We start from the raw sequence: 17,973 nt of genomic DNA, 5'->3' as shown, positions 1-17,973 counted from the left end.
ATCAAAAAAAAATTATTTTTTAACCCTTTTTGTTAGCATACACCTTCATATAAAAAAAACATCAAGAACCAAAAAGGAATCACTTTGAAGTATTGGCCTTTATTTAGCATAATTTTTTTGGCGGCCTGTAACAGTACGTCTAAACCGGCCCCATCTCCTGAAGTTGCCTTAGTTACCATGGATGAAGTAGACAGCAGCTATCAGGTGCAACATCCTGAAGTCGACCTGTTTTTTAAAAAACCGCAACTGGCCGACTTTAAACTGTCCCCTTCAGGCCAAGCGCTCAGCTTCTTAAAACGCAGTGAAACAGGCCAACTTGAGTTGTTTGTTCGAATTCAGGGCAAAGACAAACAACTCACCTTCAACAGTGTTCGTGATATTCGCAGCCAACTTTGGCTGGACGACAATCACCTTGGCTTTCGGCAAGATGATCAAGGCAATGAAGTTTTCATACTGCACAAACTCAACATTCATACCGGTGAGCAAACTCAATTAACCGGCTTTTCTGGTGAATCAAATGTCTACACTCAGCGCATCAAGAATCAACCGGGCAAACTTATCGTCTATTTAAACAAAATAGACCGCAGATACTTCCATGCTTATTCCTTGGACATAGAAACGGGTTCATTGATAGCGTTATTTGATTTTAACCGTGGCATATTCAACCCATTACTTGATAACGATGGCAATACCCGCATCGTGTCCAAATGGAACGCAAATGACGATGGCAAGTATGAAAAGTTAGACATGCTTTATAAAGGCGCGGATGAAATTGCTTTCACTCGATTTGAAACGTTAGACCTAAAGCAGGAGGTCCTGCAAATTATTGGCTTCAATGACAATAAACAAGAGTTTTACGCCCTTTCCAATATCGACAGCAATACCACTGAATTAGTCAAATATGACTATCAAACACTCACCAAGCAGAGTGTGTTTAGCCATCCAGATAACGACGTCGCGCAAACATGGCAATTGCCTGGCGATGAAGATATTTCAATGGTGCAATACAATGAAGGTAAAGGCACACTCAAACCACTAACCGCACAAGGTAACCAGTTAGATCAATTGATTCGAGCACACACCGACTTGAATTACTATATTAGCTCTTGGTCTGACGATGGCGCTTTGCTAACCATTCACGCCTATTCAGATATTCAACCAGGTCAGTTCTTCATCGTGAATCAAAGCCAAGCAACCGTTCGAGAGTTAGGCCAGTCGGCCCCCTGGCTCAATCAACAACCCCTGGCCAACATGACACCAATTAGCTTTAAAAACAGAAATAACGCCTTGGTAAATGGCTTTTTAACTCGGCCTATCAATGCCAAAGATACACCCGCTCCCATGGTTGTGTTACCTCATGGAGGCCCCTTTGGCATTTACGACACTTGGGGTTTTAATCCAGAAGTTCAGCTGCTTGCAAGTCAAGGTTATGCCGTATTGCAAGTCAATTATCATGGCTCTGGCAGCTATGGTAGAGATTACTTACTCAGCAGTGAGTTACAGATGGGTAAAGGCGTGATGCAACACGACCTCACCGACGGAGTTAAGTGGGCCATCGAGCAAGGTATTGCCGACCCGCGCCAAGTCAGAATTTATGGCGCGTCTTATGGTGGTTACGCAACATTGGCAGGATTAACGTTTACGCCAGATCTTTACGCGTGTGGGATTAGCTATGTAGGCATTTCTAATTTATTGACCTTTCTAACCAATATGGAGCCTTCATGGGGGATAGGCAGAGATTTTTGGATGAAAATGGTAGGCAACCCTTACACCGCAAGAAAAGATCTCGAGGCCATTTCACCTTACCATCATGCCGATAAAATCAAAGTGCCGCTGTTTATAGCCCACGGCGCAAACGATCCTAGAGTGAAACAGCAGGAGTCAGATCAGATGGTCAGCGCATTACGCCAACGCGGGGTCACGGTTAACTATATGCTCAAACAAGATGAGGGCCACGGTTTTGTGTTGGAACATAACCAACAACATTTCTATGATGAAATGCTTAACTTCTTCGCTCAATGCCCAGCAAATCCTAATCTTACCGTAGGCGCTAACTAGGCCTACGCCGCGCCAAAGACGAAGCAACCTTTCTCTTTGGCGCCACGCTGAGTGTACTCACCCAAGCATCTAGCCTGTTATACTTTCAAGTCCTCATTGCTCTGCAATCTTGCGCAAGCTTCATACCAACTATGCCTCTACAAGCAAATTCAATCAGCATTATTGATCTTGATTAATATTTACCGAAGAAGTGGAAGGTCAAGGGTAAAAATTGAGGTCATTTTGACCATTTTATTTGGGTTTATATATATAATGTTCAGACGTTGATAAATCAGCTACTCATTTGTAGGTATTTCCAACGTTTCACTCTAATTTGATCACGGAGCATCACCATGGCCAGTGTCTTATATAAAGTGGATGCCTTTCCTTCGCAAAGTGACTTGCAAAGTATAACGGCTCAAATACTCAATATTGAGCTACTCGAAGATGCGCAAGAAGAGATTATTGCAGTAGGTAAAAATCTCCCGCATTTTCAAGATGATGAGATTTCAACTTGGTTAAATGACCAAGCGATTGACTATTACCATAACCCAAAGCTATTACAAAATGCGCCACTGGGAACCTTATGTGGCTTAGTAACTGCACTTTCTGTCGTAATGAGGCGCCCCTTATTACGCAACCAAATTCACCCTGAATTTAAGAATGCTTTACTCAAACGATTTCGTGCCTTTATGCATTGAAGCAACTTTAAAATAGCTTTTGTAAGCGTAGGCAGCACAGAGAACACGCTGCCTACACTTACTATTTGATTAAAATATAAACAAACCTTGATACATTCGACTAGTTAATTATTCGATAATACCCCTGCTCACACACTCTCACTCATACCAACATAAAAGGTGTTTTTTTATGGCCCAGTTTTTGTACCAAATTGATGTATTACCTTGCCAAAACTCATTAAAAGATATTTACCGCACCCTAGAAACCAAGCCTGTAGAAACACTGCCTGCTCCAGAGTTAGCGAAAAAAGTGTCAGAGATGAAGCACAGCTTGAAACATTTTAACGATCACGCGGTAAAAAGTTGGTTTACCACAACTGGTACCGATTACCTCTACAACCCTAAATTGCTTGCAAATGCGCCACTGACAGAGCTTTGCGCATTATTAGCGCACCTTTTAAATACTTTAGACAGCGCCAAGAAGCGTATCAACGCGCAATTTAAAGCCGCATTTTTAAATCGCCTCAAGTTTTTTATAGCTTAAGCCGTTGTATCGCACAATTTTCATCCGAAAATTGTGCTTTTTTCTAGCAATCAAACGATTAAATGTAACTTTTTTAGCTTATTTTTCCACCAAATAACGTAAAGCACTGATTTAATTGAAAAACTTTTTTTTGCAATAGTGTTGACAAAGACAGGGGAAATCCTAATAATGTGCGCCATTCGGAGACGCAGCGTCGCTTACAACGCTTTCTAGGTAACTTCCGAATCGGGCAACCGAAACAGATAAAACACGTAAGCAACAGTCGGTGATTAGCGCAGCCTGGTAGCGCATCTGGTTTGGGACCAGAGGGTCGGGAGTTCGAATCTCTCATCACCGACCACTATTCCTCCTTAGCTCAGCTGGTAGAGCGACGGACTGTTAATCCGCAGGTCGCTGGTTCAATCCCAGCAGGAGGAGCCAAATTAAAAGCAAATGACTCGGGTCGTTTGTAAAATTGATTTGATGCGGAAGTGGTGAAATTGGTAGACACGCTAGATTTAGGTTCTAGTGCCGCAAGGTGTGAGAGTTCAAGTCTCTCCTTCCGCACCATTACAATTTGAAAGTTCCCGGAGGGGTGGCAGAGTGGCCGAATGCACTGGTCTTGAAAACCAGCGTGGGTTAATAGCTCACCGAGAGTTCAAATCTCTCCTCCTCCGCCATATTAGAGTTAGCTCTCTATAAAAAGCCAACTTAATCACGGTCATGATTAAGTTGAACAACTGGGATATCGCCAAGCGGTAAGGCACCGGGTTTTGATCTCGGCATTCTGAGGTTCAAATCCTCATATCCCAGCCACATTCTTTGTTATGTTTCATAACATAGCAGTTCAAAATTTGGGGGGGTTCCCGAGTGGCCAAAGGGAGCAGATTGTAAATCTGCCGCGAAAGCTTCGATGGTTCGAATCCGTCCCCCCCCACCATATTGCAATACCCTATACCGGTGAGGTGGCCGAGTGGCCGAAGGCGCTCCCCTGCTAAGGGAGTATGGGGTTTGTAGCCCCATCGAGGGTTCAAATCCCTCCTTCACCGCCATATTTCTCTACTGTTTCAATATTATCATCAAGCCCCATTCTCTTTACCAAAGCTTTTCTCGTGCTGAAATCAATTTCATCTTTTATTAGCTAAAAAAACTATAGCCTTTTAGACGTCTAAAATGATAGATTTGAACCTCGTCACTAAATCTCGGCAGTATACGAGGTTCTAGTTCAGTTTCGTTTATTTAAGGAAGTAGAAACGCCATGAAAAAAGTAGGTCTTGTTGGTTGGCGTGGCATGGTTGGCTCCGTCCTCATGCAGCGTATGTCTGAAGAAAAAGATTTTGATTTGATTGATCCGGTCTTTTTCACCACCTCACAAGTTGGTTTACCTTCTCCAGATATTGGCAAAACCACCTCTACCCTTAAAGACGCGTTTGCCGTAGAAGAGTTAGCGGCAATGGATGTGGTCATTACCTGTCAAGGTGGCGACTACACGAAAGAAGTTTACCCTAAACTGCGTGAAGCAGGTTGGAACGGCTACTGGATTGACGCAGCTTCTGCGCTACGCATGGCTGATGACAGTATCATAGTGCTTGATCCAGTGAATAGCGACGTGATCCAGCAAGGTCTTAAAGACGGCGTAAAAACGTACGTGGGTGGTAACTGTACTGTGTCATTAATGCTAATGGCGTTAGGCGGTTTGTTTGAAAAAGGCCTGGTTGAGTGGGCGACGCCACACACTTATCAGGCTGCATCTGGTGCAGGTGCGCGTAATATGCGCGAACTGATTAACCAAATGGGCGTGATCGAAGACAGCGTTAAAGCCGAGCTTGCCGATCCCGCTTCTGCAATTCTTGATATCGATAAAAAAGTGGCAGACACCATCCGCAGTGAAGACTTCCCTAGCGATCAATTCGGCGTGCCACTAGCCGGTAGTTTGATTCCTTGGATTGATGTGCCGTTGCCATCAGGCCAAAGTAAAGAAGAGTGGAAGGCGCAAGTTGAAGCCAATAAAATCCTTGGCCGCAGCGATGACCAAATCCCAGTAGATGGCTTATGTGTGCGAATTGGTGCGATGCGTTGTCACTCACAAGCGATTACTTTAAAGCTGACCCAAGATTTAGCTGTTGAAGAAATTGAAAAAATTCTGGCTGAACATAACGACTGGGTGAAAGTGATTCCAAACGACCGTGATATTACGGCGCAAGAATTAACTCCGGCCAAGGTCACAGGTACTTTAAGCGTGCCTGTAGGCCGTATCCGCAAATTAACGATGGGCCCTGAGTACATCAGCGCATTTACCGTTGGCGACCAATTATTATGGGGTGCGGCAGAGCCACTACGCCGTATGCTACGCATTTTGCTTGCGGCTTAATCGCCAAATCGCAGGGTAAAAACAACAAAGGGCTTAACTCAGGTTAAGCCCTTTTTATTCTGACGCGTTTGCGTTTCTTTTTCTTTTTAGGAAGTGCATTTCCCGGGTGAGCTTGTTGTTGGCGCCAACTTTGCCAGCGCCGTTTCGTTATCACCCCTGCCACAAGCATCACCACTAATAACACAATGTTACTGGGCTGCTGCAAACTCTTTTTCGTCTGAGTAAATAGTTGCACTAAAGAGCCATCGTTTGCTATCTCAGTGTCTCGCCCTTGCAGTGGTATAACATTATCCTGTGCATCTACAATCGAATTTGATTCCGGCGTCATGGTAGCAATATCGACATAACTTTGATTTAACTGCACCCACTGCTGCATGGCCTGCTTAACCGCTGTATATTCGTTTTTCACTCTTTGCACATCATCGCCTAAGAACTGCTTCAACAAAAGCACGTCTTGATACCCAGCTTGTGCTGCCAACCCCTGAGATAAGTCCACTTTATTGGCTCGCCACTCAAATTGCGTCATTGCGCTTTGCTCAAAGCTATCAAAGTGCGGTTGAGATAAGCCGCTAAAAGAGGCTGATTGCTTGGTTTCGTTGTGAAAATCAAACAACCTCTCAGGAGCCGGCTCTAACATCATTCCTGCATAACCAAGGTGGCAATACAAAAGCCCTAGTAAGCTTAAAAAGTAGATCATACTATGTTCGTAACCGACTACTTTCATTAAGCTTTCCCTTATTTTTCAAGGCTACCTTGATGTTGTTAGCTTAGTTGTAAAGCCTCACAAAAACAAAAAGCTGAACAAAAAAAGGCCAACACTCGGTTGGCCTTATTGGGTATATTTTTATGTTCTACGCTTGTTGTTGCTCAGAGCTCACGCTGACTGACTCTTGTGATTCCGCAACTGTGTCGCGTTGTGGGTTGTATTTCTCCACAATCACAGCACAAGCTGCGTCGCCAGTAATATTGAGCGCTGTACGAATCATGTCAAAGATACGGTCCAAGGCAAATAATAAAGGCAAGCCTTCAATTGGAATGCCCGCCGCTAGTAACACAGCAACAACCAGGAATGATGGCCCAGGGACCCCCGCTTGGCCTATCGCACCCACCGTAGCCGTGAAGATAATGGCAATATACGCCGCCAAACTTAAATCAACGTTAAACACTTGCGCAAAAAAGACTGCGACCAAGCCGTAATAGATGGCATTACCACTCATATTAATGGTGGCCCCTAACGGTAGTACAAATGATGCTGTCGACTTCGACACATTCAGCTCTTGCTGCGCAGTGTCCATAGTGACGGGCAATGTGGCCATTGAAGAAGCCGTTGAGAGTGCAACAGCTTGAGGGCGTTTCATTGACGATAAAAATTTCTTAACGGGTACGTTTGAGAAAGCTTTAATGAGCAGTGGGTAAAAGCCAAAACCAAACAACAAAATGGCAATCACGTACACCACAAACAGCTTCATCACTACGGCTAAGACGTCAAAACCAAACGTTCCCACCGCTTCAGCCATTAAACCAAACACGCCGATTGGCGCTAGGTACATCACCACATTGATCATCCAAACGAATGCGTCAACAAGGCCATTACATAAGTTTAAGATAGGTTCAGAACGTTCCTTTTTAACCTTTGAAATAGCAATGCCTAAGAACAGACAAAATACCAATATTTGTAAAATATTGGCATCGGTTAGAGAGGTAAATACGTTGGTCGGGATCATGCCAACCACAGTTTCAAAGAACCCTGGTACTGCACCTTTATCGGCGTATTCATTAGAGAACATGCTTTGCATGGCAGACAAATCAACACCAACACCTGGGCCCATTAGTTCACCTAGCAATAACGCTAAGGCAACTGCGGCGGCGGACGTTCCCATAAAAAATCCAAACGTAGTAATCCCGATTTTACCCGCAGCAGGGCTATTGCCTAGGTTCGCTGCGCCAGTAATGATAGCGACAGCGACCAGTGGGATTACTAACATCTTAATCAGGTGGATAAAGATGGTTCCGAGTGGCGCAAACATTGCTGCAGACTCACCCATCATGGCACCCACCGCAGCACCTATGATCATGGCGATGACCACTTGTAATCCTATGTTAGACATTAAGCCTTTTTTCTTTGTATCCACTTATACACCCCTCGCGAGAAACTTTCCAATTAACTACTTAATCATCAGTTTTTAGATACATTCGCTATATATAAAAACCAATACAAAATTTCATGTGCAATTTACGTGCATTATGAGATTTATTCAGTGATCGGCATCAAGGCGTTTCAAATAATCTGCCTAAATTTAATTCAACACCCAGAGTAAAGTGCTTTACAAAGCTATATTGGAAAGACAATATGAGGGTTTTAGCCGGAGATAGCGTGTTTATCTTTCATTGCCAAAATGATGCTGGAGCCAAGGCTGTCATCAAAGTATCAGCGGTCCACGCTACCCAAGTGGGTGAAGTGTCGTTCAGTTGTGACGATGATGCGTTTGCGCTGACTTTATTAACTCAGTGTCGCAGTGATAGTGGGGGCTACTTTAACCTACTCGCCGGCTGTAAACCTTTGTACGTTGAACAATGGTTGGAATACTTGCAGGAAAATGGGCAGCTAAAAAGCCTTAAAGTGACAACCTTAGCACCTCTGCAAGAAGGCTATGAGCAAGCGATAGATATAGATGATGAAGCCCGCCAAACCTTGCTAAATCACTTATACAAGGTCGGTGGCTTTAACAAGTTACAAGTGGCTCGATATATGAAGCAGCGAAATAACCTTGCCTATTTGTCGACCAAATACAGCAAAGACGATCTTCAGCGATATTTGCAGCTAGGTGAAGCGATTCGCTTTGTGAGGCAATTAAAACCTTAATATGATGTGTCTTGTTAGCGCAGGGTACTAAAACTGCCACCAGCTGGATAATGCTCCCTCACATGCCAGCCTAATGGTATCTACTTGCGCCTTTTGATAACTCTGCTGCTGACACTGCCCCCATACCACACCAGGCCAACAGTCATCTGTTTTAAAACGAGCAATATGATGAATGTGTAACTGGCTAACGACATTACCTATGGCCGCGACATTCAATTTGTCGGGTTTAAACTGCTTATCAATAAACTGGCTTAAGCCATTCATTTGAGCCAAGAGCTGCTGCTGTACTGCGATATCAAGTTGGTAGATCTCAGTGTGCTGCGTTTTTGGCACAATTAAAAACCAAGGGTATAAGGCGTTATCTAGCAGTAATAGCAAGCTAATGTCAGACTCTGCCAACACGTGACAATCTTGTTGCAGTTGCGGTGCTAGTTCAAAACTCGGCATAGGTTTCCTACTTCATTAAATGAGGGTGCAGGCTGCGGTGCAATTGAAATAAGTAATCTTTCAATTCACTGCTATCCAACGAGCTTAACTCTAGCTCATACGCAACCAAGTTTGGCTCAATGTAGCGGCTGATATGACCCGATAAGTCCAATATTTGACCGTTTGGCAAACGTAAGCATAGGTCATTTAGCGTGTCAGGTACTGGCTCTGTAAGATCTTCTAGTTCAATACACAGGCCTGATACTGAGATATCTTGAATGCAGTAAGACAAGGCCTCACCGTCTGCGGTAAGCAAGGTCAATTGCTCATCCTCAGCGCGCCAGAACCGGCTCTGTTCACCGTCTTCATAAATGTCGGGCGTATTGAAATATAAGTGTGGCATACCCAAGTCATTGACTTCGATGCTAAGGGGGAATACAAATCTGTGATGGCCATATCGAGCCACCACTTTAAGGGTATCTGACAGGCCTAGCTGCTGAAGAAAACCGTGGTTATCGGTATTTACTTCAAACTTCAAGCCACCTTGAGCGGGCTTACCAGCCTGCTCAGTCAATAGTGCCGAAAGGTATTCCATTTCCTCGGCATTCAGTACCCCATCCTTGGTGTTCTGATGCATAATACTGCCTACTTCTTTGCTGACGAATGCGAACTACGTTAATACCGTTCAAATTTTAAACAAAAAGATATTAACTGCAACTCAATATTACCTGAAGAATACGGCTAACCAGCTAATAAAGAACACATTTTAACAAAAATTAATCTTTTATAAAGCCGCCGCAAGCCACACAGAGAACACCGGCAACAGCACAAACATGAGACCAGATATCAACAACCACCACATTTGTTTGTTGATTAAGCTGACTACCAGCGCAATCACTGCAGCGACAACGCTAATGGCAACCGTTAGTAACGAACCACTGCCGTCTTCTGAAGCGGTGTAAAAAAAGGGTGAGATAACTAAACCTAAAACCAGTAATAGCGCAGGCATATAAGCTTTCATTGCATGTTTCCTATGAGGGTACCTTGTTGCAAAAGCATGGCATCAATTTGTTGTTGTTCTTGCGCAGATAAGGCTTTAAATCCACGCAGGAATGGCCAGCCGTATCCCCAGCGAAAGTCACTCGGCCAATACGGTAACCCACCGACTTTCACTCCCAACAACATCACCCAACCTATTGCTGGATAACCTTGCTGAGCTAAGCATTGTTGCAACTGCGCATCCGCATGGTCTCGCTCATCAGCGGTGCCTCCTCGCCAGTACGATAGGTCATGAGCCACACAACATGATTTCCAAACGTCTTGTTGTTGCCAAGTACCATCAGGAAAACGACTGCAACCGTCACTGCTAAAAGGCTGTAGCGTACCTGCGCTCGCGTATGCGCTCAAGCTAAACAATAACCATAGCCCGCTCCATTGTACCCAGTTAACTTTCAGGAGGCTGCTCAACGTCTACCAAGTAATCACCGGCTAACCAATTACGACCAATCAGTAATTTATAATCCATACGTTGGCGATTACGTAAATTAACCAACACCTTTTTCTCTTGGCCTTGCCATGTCAACGTCAGCTCTACTTCATATCTTTGCTCTTTGCCTTGAGAGTTTCTGATAGTTTGCACGCCAACAATAGTGGCACGACTCGTATGAAACTGCTGTTTTTCGTTCATGGTTTTAAAGGTAATGGTCTTGCCAATATTGGCTTGCATGCGACCGGCATCATCATCAACACGAAGATCAAACGCATGCAACGACGTTTTAGCAGCGCCAGTATCAATGCGCGTCAAAAAAGGCATGTTGTCTGCCTCTTCAATTTGCACGTACTCTACCGAGCCTATGGTGCGCTTTTGCGCACTCGCATTAAAACCAACAACAACAGAGAAAAGACCGATAACAAGGGCAAGGTATTTCAAATGGCACATCCAAAGTAATACAACAATTTATAAACAAAATAATGTAAACCAAGAGCCGCAAGGCGGCAATGGCTCTTCAGCAGAATGAAGAATAATTTATTTTAAAAACCGGTTTATGGCGTTAGATCAAGCGCTTTGACGACAAATGTCCACATATTGTTTCAAGGTTGGCTCATACCCTTGTAACAATGACTCCACCACTAAAGCATGACCAATCGACACTTCTTTAATGTCTTTAATGGTCAAAAAGTCGGTTAAGTTCTCCAGTGTTAGGTCGTGACCTGCGTTCACTTCCAAGCCAATATCTTGCGCGGCCTTGGCGGCTTCTGCAAACTGCGCCAATACGCTCTCTTGCTGTTCAGTGCCAAAAGCTTGCGCATAAGATTCTGTGTATAATTCAATCCGGTCTGCACCAGTATCTTTCGCAAGCTGCATATCACTCGCCACAGGGTCCATGAAAATGCTGCTACGAATACCTGCCGCTTTTAGTTGCGAGACAATGCGTTTTACAAGGTCGAAATCTTGATGCAAGTTCCAGCCATGATCTGAAGTGATTTGTGCAGGGTCGTCGGGTACTAAGGTACATTGATGAGGCTTAGCGTCTAGCACCACCTTCATAAACTCCTCACACGGGTAACCTTCAATATTCACCTCTGCTTGAGGGTAACGCTGGCTCAGTGTTAATAAGTCGTACACGTCGCTATAACGAGCATGGCGTTGGTCTGGTCTTGGGTGCAAAGTTAAACCGTTAATGCCCACTTTCAAGCCCATTTCAGCAAACTCCACCACGCTAGGGTAATCTCTACCACGAGAGTTACGCAGCAATGCAATTTTATTAAAGTTAACGCTGAAAAATGTGCTCATAATGAAGCGGCCTTTTAGTCATGGAAGAAAGCAAGAAGATACCACAGTCTGCCTTGCACAGCAGGCAATTTTAGCAATAAAAAAACCCAGCCGAAGCTGGGTTTTTAGGCAGCTGTTACGCAGTCTTATTTGATTACGTGTACAGAAGAAGTGTTTGTTGTACCAGATTCAACAAGTGCACCCGATACCATCACTACAACGTCACCAGACTTAGCAAGACCAAGCTCAACCGCTTTGTCCATGCCCAGTTGGTAGAAGCAATCAGTGTCAGCTTGCTGTTCAACCAATACGCTAGTTACACCTTTAGACAGACATAGTTGCTGTGCTGTCTTAGCCGTTGATGTGATTGCTAAGATAGGCGCTTTAGGGAAGAATTTACGTACAGAACGTGCAGACTTACCGCCTTCAGTTGCAACGATGATTAGAGAAGACTCTAACTGCTCAGAAGTTTTAACCGCACCGCGACATACCGCTTGTGTGATGCTAGTTGAATCTTCAACTTTGATGTCTGGACGAGGTGCAATTGAAGCGTCAGTACTGTCACAGATAGTAGACATGATAGTCACGGCTTCTGCTGGGTATTTACCTTTCGCACTTTCACCAGAAAGCATTACTGCATCAGTACCGTCGATGATAGCGTTTGCTACGTCACCCGCTTCAGCGCGAGTTGGACGTGGGTTTTTGATCATTGAGTCAAGCATTTGCGTAGCAGTGATAACTGGCTTACGTGCTGCGTTACATTTCTCAATCATCATTTTTTGAGCGAAGATTACTTGGTCAACCGGGATTTCAACACCTAGGTCACCACGTGCAACCATGATGCCGTCAGAGGCTTCTAAGATAGCATCGAAGTTATCAACACCTTCTTGGTTCTCAATTTTAGAGATGATTTGGATGTTGTCGCCACCGTTTGCAGCAAGTAGCTCACGGATTTCTTGAACGTCTTCCACTTTACGGATGAAAGAAGCAGCAATGAAGTCAACGCCTTGCTCACAACCGAAAACTAAGTCAGCTTTGTCTTTTTCAGAAAGTGCTGGTAGTTGAACGCTTACGCCAGGTAGGTTAACACCTTTGTTTTCGCCTAGCTCACCGTTGTTTTGTACTTCACAGATAACGTCGTTACCTTTGATTTCTTTAACGATTAGCTCTAGTAGGCCATCGTCTAGTAGTACAGTGTTACCTACGCTCAGGTCAGTTGTTAGACCAGGGTAAGTTACCGCAACTTTTGTGTTGTCACCAACAACAGAAGCGTCTGTTGTTAGAGTGAATGCTTGACCCGCAGTCAAAAGTACGTCGTCGCCACCAGCAAGTTTGATGGTACGAATTTCAGGGCCTTTAGTGTCTAGCAGCACTGCCGCTTTTTGACCTGTTTCAGAACATACTTCTCTCAAGCGAGTGATACGACCACCGTGCTCGTCAAAATCACCGTGTGAGAAGTTAAGTCTCATCACGTTCATGCCACAATCAAGCAGTTTAGCTAGCATTTCTTTCGATTCAGATTTAGGACCGATAGTACAAACAATCTTAGTTTTTCTCACTTTCTTTCTCCGAGAGACGCATGGTGCGTCATTATCAAAAACAAATTCTGGGTATATATCTACAGGGGATATACGTGATAAATTTTAAGAGCGCGAATTGTACTCGAAATTCGTTACCAAATTACAACTTCAGGTCAAGAAAATTGCTGAAATTGTCGAAATTGACGTAATTTCTATGATAAATAGTCGTTTTACTGGCCTGACACCTTACGCCGCATCATTAAATCGGCTGACTGTAGCTAAAATCACGACAAACATCATTACATGGCAATGTGTAGCCTCATGGAAGGTTAGCTCAAATTTTCATCAAACCCAACTCTGGGCCGCACTTTGACGTAAAACAGCACCACTTACTGTGTTGAAACTTTATAACCAAACTGAAAAATAGCTCCACAATGTTCGCTATGACTTTTTTTCTATATTTGATTACGGTAGCATGCGCGGCTTCTTTTTTAGCCATCCCTTAGGTATTTGATTATGTTTGCAGGCTTTGATTACGGCACGTCTAATTGTGCAATCGGCACCATGCTTAACCAACAAGTTCAGCTGTTGCCCCTTAGCCAGCAAAGCCCCTACCTTGCTTCTACCGTGTATGCTCCCGAACGAGACATCATCAGTGCATGGTTAGCACAAGTTTTGCCCGAGTCAGAGCTAAAACAAGCGTGGTTAAAACAACAAAGCAGTACCATTTTTAAAGGCAAACAGATTAGCCAAGAGCTGTCACTCGACGGCATCGCTGCCAACTTAAGTTTTGGTCCACAAGCCCTTGAGCTTTATTTAGAAGAGCCCGACGAAGGCTATTATATTAAGTCCCCTAAATCATTTTTAGGCGCTTCTGGGTTGAACCCACATCAAATCGGTCTGTTTAAGCATTTAGTGTGCGCCATGTTTTGCCATATTAAGCAACAAGCAGAAGCCTGCTTACAGCATACTATCGATCAAGTTGTGATTGGCCGCCCAGTCAACTTTCAAGGCCTCAAAGGTGAAGAAAGTAACCGCCAAGCCATTAATATTCTTACTGAAGCAGGCAAAATGGCCGGTTTTAAAGATATTGAATTTCAATACGAGCCGATTGCAGCAGGCTTTGCTTATGAAGCAACCATGACACAAGAACAAAAAGTCTTGGTAGTGGACATAGGTGGCGGAACCACAGATATATCGATGATGTTAATGGGGCCAGAATTTGCAGCGCAAACCGATCGCAGCGCAAGTGTCCTAGGTCACGCCGGTGAACGCGTCGGCGGTAACGACTTTGATATTCACTTAGCCTTACGTGGTCTGATGCCAGAATTTGGTTTAGGCAGCCAACTAATAACAGGCAAGCCAATGCCCTCACAGCCTTTTTTTGATGCGGTAGCCATCAATAACGTCGCCAGCCAAACCCGCTTTTACAGCCGCGAGAACCTGCTTAGCTTGCAACAATTGCAGCAAGACAGCCAACAACCAGAGCACCTCAACCGCTTAATCAAGGTACAACAACACAAGTTGAGCTACCAATTGGTCAACCAAGCAGAGCAAGTTAAAAAGCGACTTTCTGAACAAGACCAAGCCTACGCTGACCTTAGCTTTATACAAAAACCACTGGCGGTAGAATTAAGTCAACAGCTATTTGCCAATGCCAGCGCGCCGCTGTTACATCAAATTCAACAACTGATCTCTGCCACTCTGGCACAAGCGCAAACGCAACCCGATGTCATTTTTATCACCGGTGGTAGCGCCAAGTCGCCGTTATTCTCCACTTTCTTACAGCAAGCGTTCCCAACCACACCTTTGGTGGAGGGTGATCACTTCGGCAGTGTCGCCAGTGGTTTAACTCGCTGGGCTGAGCGCTGCTTCACGCCTTAAATGAGTGCGCCTTATTCCAGGGTTAACTATGACACTGGATAATTCTCTTTGGCAGCGCTAAGATAACTGTTTTTATATACAGTTAGAGTTTACCTTGAAGCTTTATATTGCTGAAAAACCCAGCTTAGGCCGCGCAATTGCCGATGCATTGCCCAAACCTCATAAAAAACAAGACGGCTACATCGAGGTGGGGAATGGAGATTGCGTCAGTTGGTGTATTGGACATTTACTCGAGCAAGCAGAGCCTGATGCCTACGACCCAAGCTATAAAAAATGGCGCCTTGAGAGTTTGCCCATTAAGCCAAAGCAGTGGCAATTAAAAGCAAAAAATAAAACTAAAAAACAATTAAGTACCTTAAAGAAACTTATAAAAAAAGCCGATCAACTTGTGCACGCGGGTGACCCTGATCGCGAAGGTCAATTATTAGTAGACGAAGTCATCGATTTTGTGGGTACGCCAACGGCCAAAAAGCAAGCGACCTTACGTTGCCTGATCAGCGACCTTAACCTCAGCGCGGTAAAAAAGGCGCTGGCTAAACTGCCGAGTAATCGTGAGTACATGGCATTATCTATCTCAGCTTTAGCTCGCAGTCGCGCCGACTGGCTCTATGGCATGAATATGACAAGAGCTTATACGCTACAGGGCCAAAAAGTCGGGTTTCAGGGCGTATTGTCCGTTGGCCGCGTGCAAACTCCGTTACTGGGGTTAGTCGTAAGAAGAGACTTGGCGATTGAGGCTTTTCAACCAAAGCCTTTTTATGAAGTCATCGCCCATATTAGCCTTGCCGCTGACGATCAAAATATATGTTGCCAAGCAAAATGGTCCCCCAGCGAAGCATGTGAACCACATCAAGATGAAGAAGGCCGAATTATCAACCGCAAATTAGCGGAAAACGTGCAACGCAGAATCCAACAACAGCCAGCTCTCGTCAAAAGTTCCCAAAAGGAACTTAAGAAGCAAAGCGCGCCTTTGCCTTATAATTTATCGAGTTTACAGATAGACGCTGCCAAACGTTTCTCAATGTCTGCTAAGCAAGTGCTGAATGTGTGCCAAACCTTATATGAGCAATATAAATTGATCACCTACCCACGCTCAGATTGTCGCTACCTGCCCAAAGATCAGCACAGTCAAAGCCAAAGTGTGATTAATACTGTGGTGCACAATGTCTCCGATTTTAATAGCGTGACGCCGCAATTAAATCCTAAGCAAAAAAGCCGTTGCTGGAATGATGCTAAAGTCAGTGCCCATCACGCTATTATTCCGACTCTTAAAAGCAAACCTAGCCAGCAACTTGGTAAGCAGGAACAAGACATTTATAAGCTTATTTGCCAGCAGTATTTGATGCAGTTTCTGCCCGCCCACGAATATCAACAAACTCAATTAACATTTGAGATTGCAGGTGGTTTATTCATCAGTAAAAGCAAACAAATCACGGTTGTGGGATGGAAAGTTTTCAACAACAAGCTGCAGCAAGACAGTCCCCCTTTACCGCGAGTTAGCAAAGGGGACAGCCTATACTGTCAGCAAGGAGAACTGCTAGAAAAGCAAACTCAACCTCCGGAGCATTTCACCGATGCAACTTTGTTAGCGGCGATGACAGGTATCAGCCGTTTTGTCAGCTCTGCCGAGTTGAAGAAGATCCTAAAAGAAACCGATGGCCTTGGTACAGAAGCTACACGGGCAGGAATTATCGAGTTGTTGTTTAAACGTCAATTCCTTCAGCGCCAAGGCAAAAAAATTCTCGCAACGGCCGCAGGTCGAGGCTTGATTGCGAGTCTGCCTGAACAAGCGAGCTACCCAGACATGACCGCACACTGGGAGCACCAACTTGAGCTGATCTGTAATAAACAGGCTTCTTATCAGAATTTTATGGAAAGCCTTGAGGCGCAAATAGAAGCTTTAATGGCTCAAGCTAAAAGTCAGTTGCCAACAGCACTGAGTCAAGTTACTCAGTCGCCTTCATCGCCCAAGCGCGAACGAAAAAAGCAATACCGGCGTAAACCGCAAAAAAGAAAAGCACCTCGAGCGAATAATTAAAGTATGATAAAAGAAAACTCCAGCTTATGACTATGTACCTTTGCCCACTCTGCCAATCTCCTCTGCAACGTGAAGCCAAAATGGCACGATGCCAGCATAATCATTGTTTTGATTATGCCAAAGAGGGTTACCTGAATTTGCTGCCAGTAAATAAAAAAAAGTCTGCCGATCCCGGTGACAACAAACAGATGATGCAAGCAAGAAGAGACTTCCTTAATGCAGGTCATTATCAGGTGTTGGCGGAGCAACTGAGTGACATTTGCCGCCGTACCCTGCCTCAGGCATCACAGCTATTGGACATCGGCTGCGGTGAGGGGTATTACACCCAATACTTGTCTCAAGCATTCCCTGAAGGTAGCCAAAGCTATGGCTTGGACATTTCTAAATCAGCGATAAAGTTTGCAGCAAGGCGCGCGAAACAAACGCAATTTTGCGTTGCCAGTGCTTACGACCTGCCTTTTGCAGCAAACAGCTTTGATTTAGTCTGTCGTATCTACGCGCCATCACAAGCCAGTGAGTTAGCGCGAGTGATTAAACCTCAAGGTTACTTACTGACTGTCAGTCCAGGTGCAGAACATTTATTTCAGTTAAAGCAACAGATTTACCAGCAGGCAGAAATGCACGATGAGTCAGCTGCTAGCATTGACGGCTTTACCCTGCAGCACCAGCAACAGTTAAAACACCGCTTGCACCTTACCCAAAGCCAAGACATTAGCAATTTACTAGAAATGACACCCTTTGCGTGGAAGTTAAGCCCAGAGCAAAAAGCGGGCATTGCGCAGCAGCCTCTCACCCTGGATATTGCATTTAATATCGAATTACATCAAAAAAGTTAACTAAGCGACCTTTCAACTCACT

General features: G+C 44.5%; 17 protein-coding genes and 7 tRNA genes. 15 read left to right on the top strand and 9 right to left on the bottom strand.

Annotated elements, in window-relative coordinates:
- Positions 1-84 precede the first annotated feature (84 nt).
- From D1Z90_RS03540 to asd, 11 genes are all read left to right on the top strand, one after another.
- Entirely contained in the window at positions 85-2,058 is a 1,974-nt protein-coding gene (locus D1Z90_RS03540; protein ID WP_119909358.1) for an alpha/beta hydrolase family protein, read from the top strand.
- Positions 2,059-2,390: 332 nt separating this feature from the next.
- Positions 2,391-2,738 carry a hypothetical protein gene (locus D1Z90_RS03535; RefSeq protein WP_119909357.1) on the top strand — a complete coding sequence of 116 codons (348 nt, stop codon included), beginning with the start codon at positions 2,391-2,393 and terminating at the stop codon, positions 2,736-2,738.
- Between the two features lie 169 nt (positions 2,739-2,907).
- Positions 2,908-3,261, top strand: a complete 354-nt coding sequence (locus tag D1Z90_RS03530; protein ID WP_119909356.1) for a hypothetical protein — start codon at positions 2,908-2,910, stop codon at positions 3,259-3,261.
- A gap of 263 nt (positions 3,262-3,524) precedes the next feature.
- A tRNA-Pro gene (locus D1Z90_RS03525) sits at positions 3,525-3,601 on the top strand.
- A 4-nt stretch (positions 3,602-3,605) separates the two neighbouring features.
- A tRNA-Asn gene (locus D1Z90_RS03520) sits at positions 3,606-3,681 on the top strand.
- 44 nt (positions 3,682-3,725) lie between these two features.
- A tRNA-Leu gene (locus D1Z90_RS03515) sits at positions 3,726-3,810 on the top strand.
- Positions 3,811-3,829: 19 nt separating this feature from the next.
- Positions 3,830-3,920, top strand: a tRNA-Ser gene (locus tag D1Z90_RS03510).
- A gap of 61 nt (positions 3,921-3,981) precedes the next feature.
- Positions 3,982-4,056: transfer RNA gene (locus tag D1Z90_RS03505), tRNA-Gln, on the top strand.
- Between the two features lie 40 nt (positions 4,057-4,096).
- Positions 4,097-4,180 (top strand) — tRNA-Tyr (locus D1Z90_RS03500).
- 19 nt (positions 4,181-4,199) lie between these two features.
- Positions 4,200-4,292 (top strand) — tRNA-Ser (locus D1Z90_RS03495).
- Positions 4,293-4,498: 206 nt separating this feature from the next.
- Positions 4,499-5,611, top strand: coding sequence for an aspartate-semialdehyde dehydrogenase (gene asd, locus D1Z90_RS03490; protein WP_119909355.1), 1,113 nt, complete (start codon positions 4,499-4,501; stop codon positions 5,609-5,611).
- A gap of 43 nt (positions 5,612-5,654) precedes the next feature.
- On the opposite strand, the gene D1Z90_RS03485 is transcribed toward asd, so the two are convergent.
- Together D1Z90_RS03485 and D1Z90_RS03480 are read right to left on the bottom strand one after the other, a co-directional pair.
- Positions 5,655-6,335 carry a hypothetical protein gene (locus D1Z90_RS03485; protein ID WP_119909354.1) on the bottom strand — a complete coding sequence of 227 codons (681 nt, stop codon included), beginning with the start codon at positions 6,333-6,335 and terminating at the stop codon, positions 5,655-5,657.
- Positions 6,336-6,462: 127 nt separating this feature from the next.
- Positions 6,463-7,719, bottom strand: a complete 1,257-nt coding sequence (locus tag D1Z90_RS03480) for a dicarboxylate/amino acid:cation symporter (protein ID WP_119909515.1) — start codon at positions 7,717-7,719, stop codon at positions 6,463-6,465.
- Between the two features lie 242 nt (positions 7,720-7,961).
- On the opposite strand from D1Z90_RS03480, the gene D1Z90_RS03475 reads away from it, so the two are divergent.
- Complete coding sequence (locus D1Z90_RS03475; RefSeq protein WP_232525192.1) at positions 7,962-8,474, top strand: hypothetical protein; 513 nt, start codon at positions 7,962-7,964, stop codon at positions 8,472-8,474.
- Positions 8,475-8,501: 27 nt separating this feature from the next.
- On the opposite strand, the gene D1Z90_RS03470 is transcribed toward D1Z90_RS03475, so the two are convergent.
- From D1Z90_RS03470 to pykF, 7 genes are all read right to left on the bottom strand, one after another.
- Positions 8,502-8,921, bottom strand: coding sequence for an HIT domain-containing protein (locus D1Z90_RS03470; protein ID WP_119909353.1), 420 nt, complete (start codon positions 8,919-8,921; stop codon positions 8,502-8,504).
- A gap of 7 nt (positions 8,922-8,928) precedes the next feature.
- On the bottom strand, positions 8,929-9,537 hold the full coding sequence (locus D1Z90_RS03465; RefSeq protein ID WP_119909352.1) for a PilZ domain-containing protein: 609 nt from the start codon (positions 9,535-9,537) through the stop codon (positions 8,929-8,931).
- Positions 9,538-9,684: 147 nt separating this feature from the next.
- Positions 9,685-9,921, bottom strand: a complete 237-nt coding sequence (locus D1Z90_RS03460; protein ID WP_119909351.1) for a hypothetical protein — start codon at positions 9,919-9,921, stop codon at positions 9,685-9,687.
- Positions 9,918-10,307 (bottom strand): hypothetical protein, encoded by a 390-nt coding sequence (locus tag D1Z90_RS03455; RefSeq protein ID WP_232525191.1) that lies wholly within the window; start codon positions 10,305-10,307, stop codon positions 9,918-9,920. The genes D1Z90_RS03460 and D1Z90_RS03455 overlap by 4 nt, the downstream gene beginning before the upstream one ends.
- Before the next feature lie 37 nt (positions 10,308-10,344).
- Positions 10,345-10,830: an ATP-dependent zinc protease family protein gene (locus D1Z90_RS03450; protein ID WP_158587046.1), complete on the bottom strand. Its 486-nt coding sequence runs from the start codon at positions 10,828-10,830 to the stop codon at positions 10,345-10,347.
- A gap of 126 nt (positions 10,831-10,956) precedes the next feature.
- Positions 10,957-11,694 carry a pyridoxine 5'-phosphate synthase gene (locus tag D1Z90_RS03445; RefSeq protein ID WP_119909349.1) on the bottom strand — a complete coding sequence of 246 codons (738 nt, stop codon included), beginning with the start codon at positions 11,692-11,694 and terminating at the stop codon, positions 10,957-10,959.
- A 125-nt stretch (positions 11,695-11,819) separates the two neighbouring features.
- Positions 11,820-13,232 carry a pyruvate kinase PykF gene (gene pykF, locus D1Z90_RS03440; protein ID WP_119909348.1) on the bottom strand — a complete coding sequence of 471 codons (1,413 nt, stop codon included), beginning with the start codon at positions 13,230-13,232 and terminating at the stop codon, positions 11,820-11,822.
- Between the two features lie 477 nt (positions 13,233-13,709).
- On the opposite strand from pykF, the gene yegD reads away from it, so the two are divergent.
- From yegD to rlmA, 3 genes are all read left to right on the top strand, one after another.
- On the top strand, positions 13,710-15,077 hold the full coding sequence (gene yegD / locus D1Z90_RS03430) for a molecular chaperone (RefSeq protein WP_119909346.1): 1,368 nt from the start codon (positions 13,710-13,712) through the stop codon (positions 15,075-15,077).
- Between the two features lie 94 nt (positions 15,078-15,171).
- On the top strand, positions 15,172-17,115 hold the full coding sequence (locus tag D1Z90_RS03425) for a DNA topoisomerase III (protein ID WP_119909345.1): 1,944 nt from the start codon (positions 15,172-15,174) through the stop codon (positions 17,113-17,115).
- A 26-nt stretch (positions 17,116-17,141) separates the two neighbouring features.
- Complete coding sequence (gene rlmA, locus D1Z90_RS03420; RefSeq protein WP_119909344.1) at positions 17,142-17,951, top strand: 23S rRNA (guanine(745)-N(1))-methyltransferase; 810 nt, start codon at positions 17,142-17,144, stop codon at positions 17,949-17,951.
- Positions 17,952-17,973 lie beyond the last annotated feature (22 nt).

Source organism: Motilimonas pumila (genome assembly GCF_003596335.1).
Lineage (GTDB): Bacteria > Pseudomonadota > Gammaproteobacteria > Enterobacterales > CBDFNC01 > Motilimonas > Motilimonas pumila.
The sequence above is the reverse complement of the archived record's forward strand: the minus strand, read 5'-3'. Positions and strand labels throughout refer to the sequence as shown.

Coding starts and splice junctions, on each gene's coding strand:
- D1Z90_RS03460 (WP_119909351.1), bottom strand. CDS start 9,921: ATGAAAGCTTATATGCCTGCGCTATTACTGGTTTTAGGTTTAGTTATC.
- D1Z90_RS03465 (WP_119909352.1), bottom strand. CDS start 9,537: ATGCATCAGAACACCAAGGATGGGGTACTGAATGCCGAGGAAATGGAA.
- D1Z90_RS03445 (WP_119909349.1), bottom strand. CDS start 11,694: ATGAGCACATTTTTCAGCGTTAACTTTAATAAAATTGCATTGCTGCGT.
- yegD (WP_119909346.1), top strand. CDS start 13,710: ATGTTTGCAGGCTTTGATTACGGCACGTCTAATTGTGCAATCGGCACC.
- D1Z90_RS03475 (WP_232525192.1), top strand. CDS start 7,962: ATGAGGGTTTTAGCCGGAGATAGCGTGTTTATCTTTCATTGCCAAAAT.
- D1Z90_RS03535 (WP_119909357.1), top strand. CDS start 2,391: ATGGCCAGTGTCTTATATAAAGTGGATGCCTTTCCTTCGCAAAGTGAC.
- D1Z90_RS03470 (WP_119909353.1), bottom strand. CDS start 8,921: ATGCCGAGTTTTGAACTAGCACCGCAACTGCAACAAGATTGTCACGTG.
- rlmA (WP_119909344.1), top strand. CDS start 17,142: ATGACTATGTACCTTTGCCCACTCTGCCAATCTCCTCTGCAACGTGAA.
- D1Z90_RS03485 (WP_119909354.1), bottom strand. CDS start 6,335: ATGAAAGTAGTCGGTTACGAACATAGTATGATCTACTTTTTAAGCTTA.
- D1Z90_RS03480 (WP_119909515.1), bottom strand. CDS start 7,719: ATGTCTAACATAGGATTACAAGTGGTCATCGCCATGATCATAGGTGCT.
- asd (WP_119909355.1), top strand. CDS start 4,499: ATGAAAAAAGTAGGTCTTGTTGGTTGGCGTGGCATGGTTGGCTCCGTC.
- D1Z90_RS03530 (WP_119909356.1), top strand. CDS start 2,908: ATGGCCCAGTTTTTGTACCAAATTGATGTATTACCTTGCCAAAACTCA.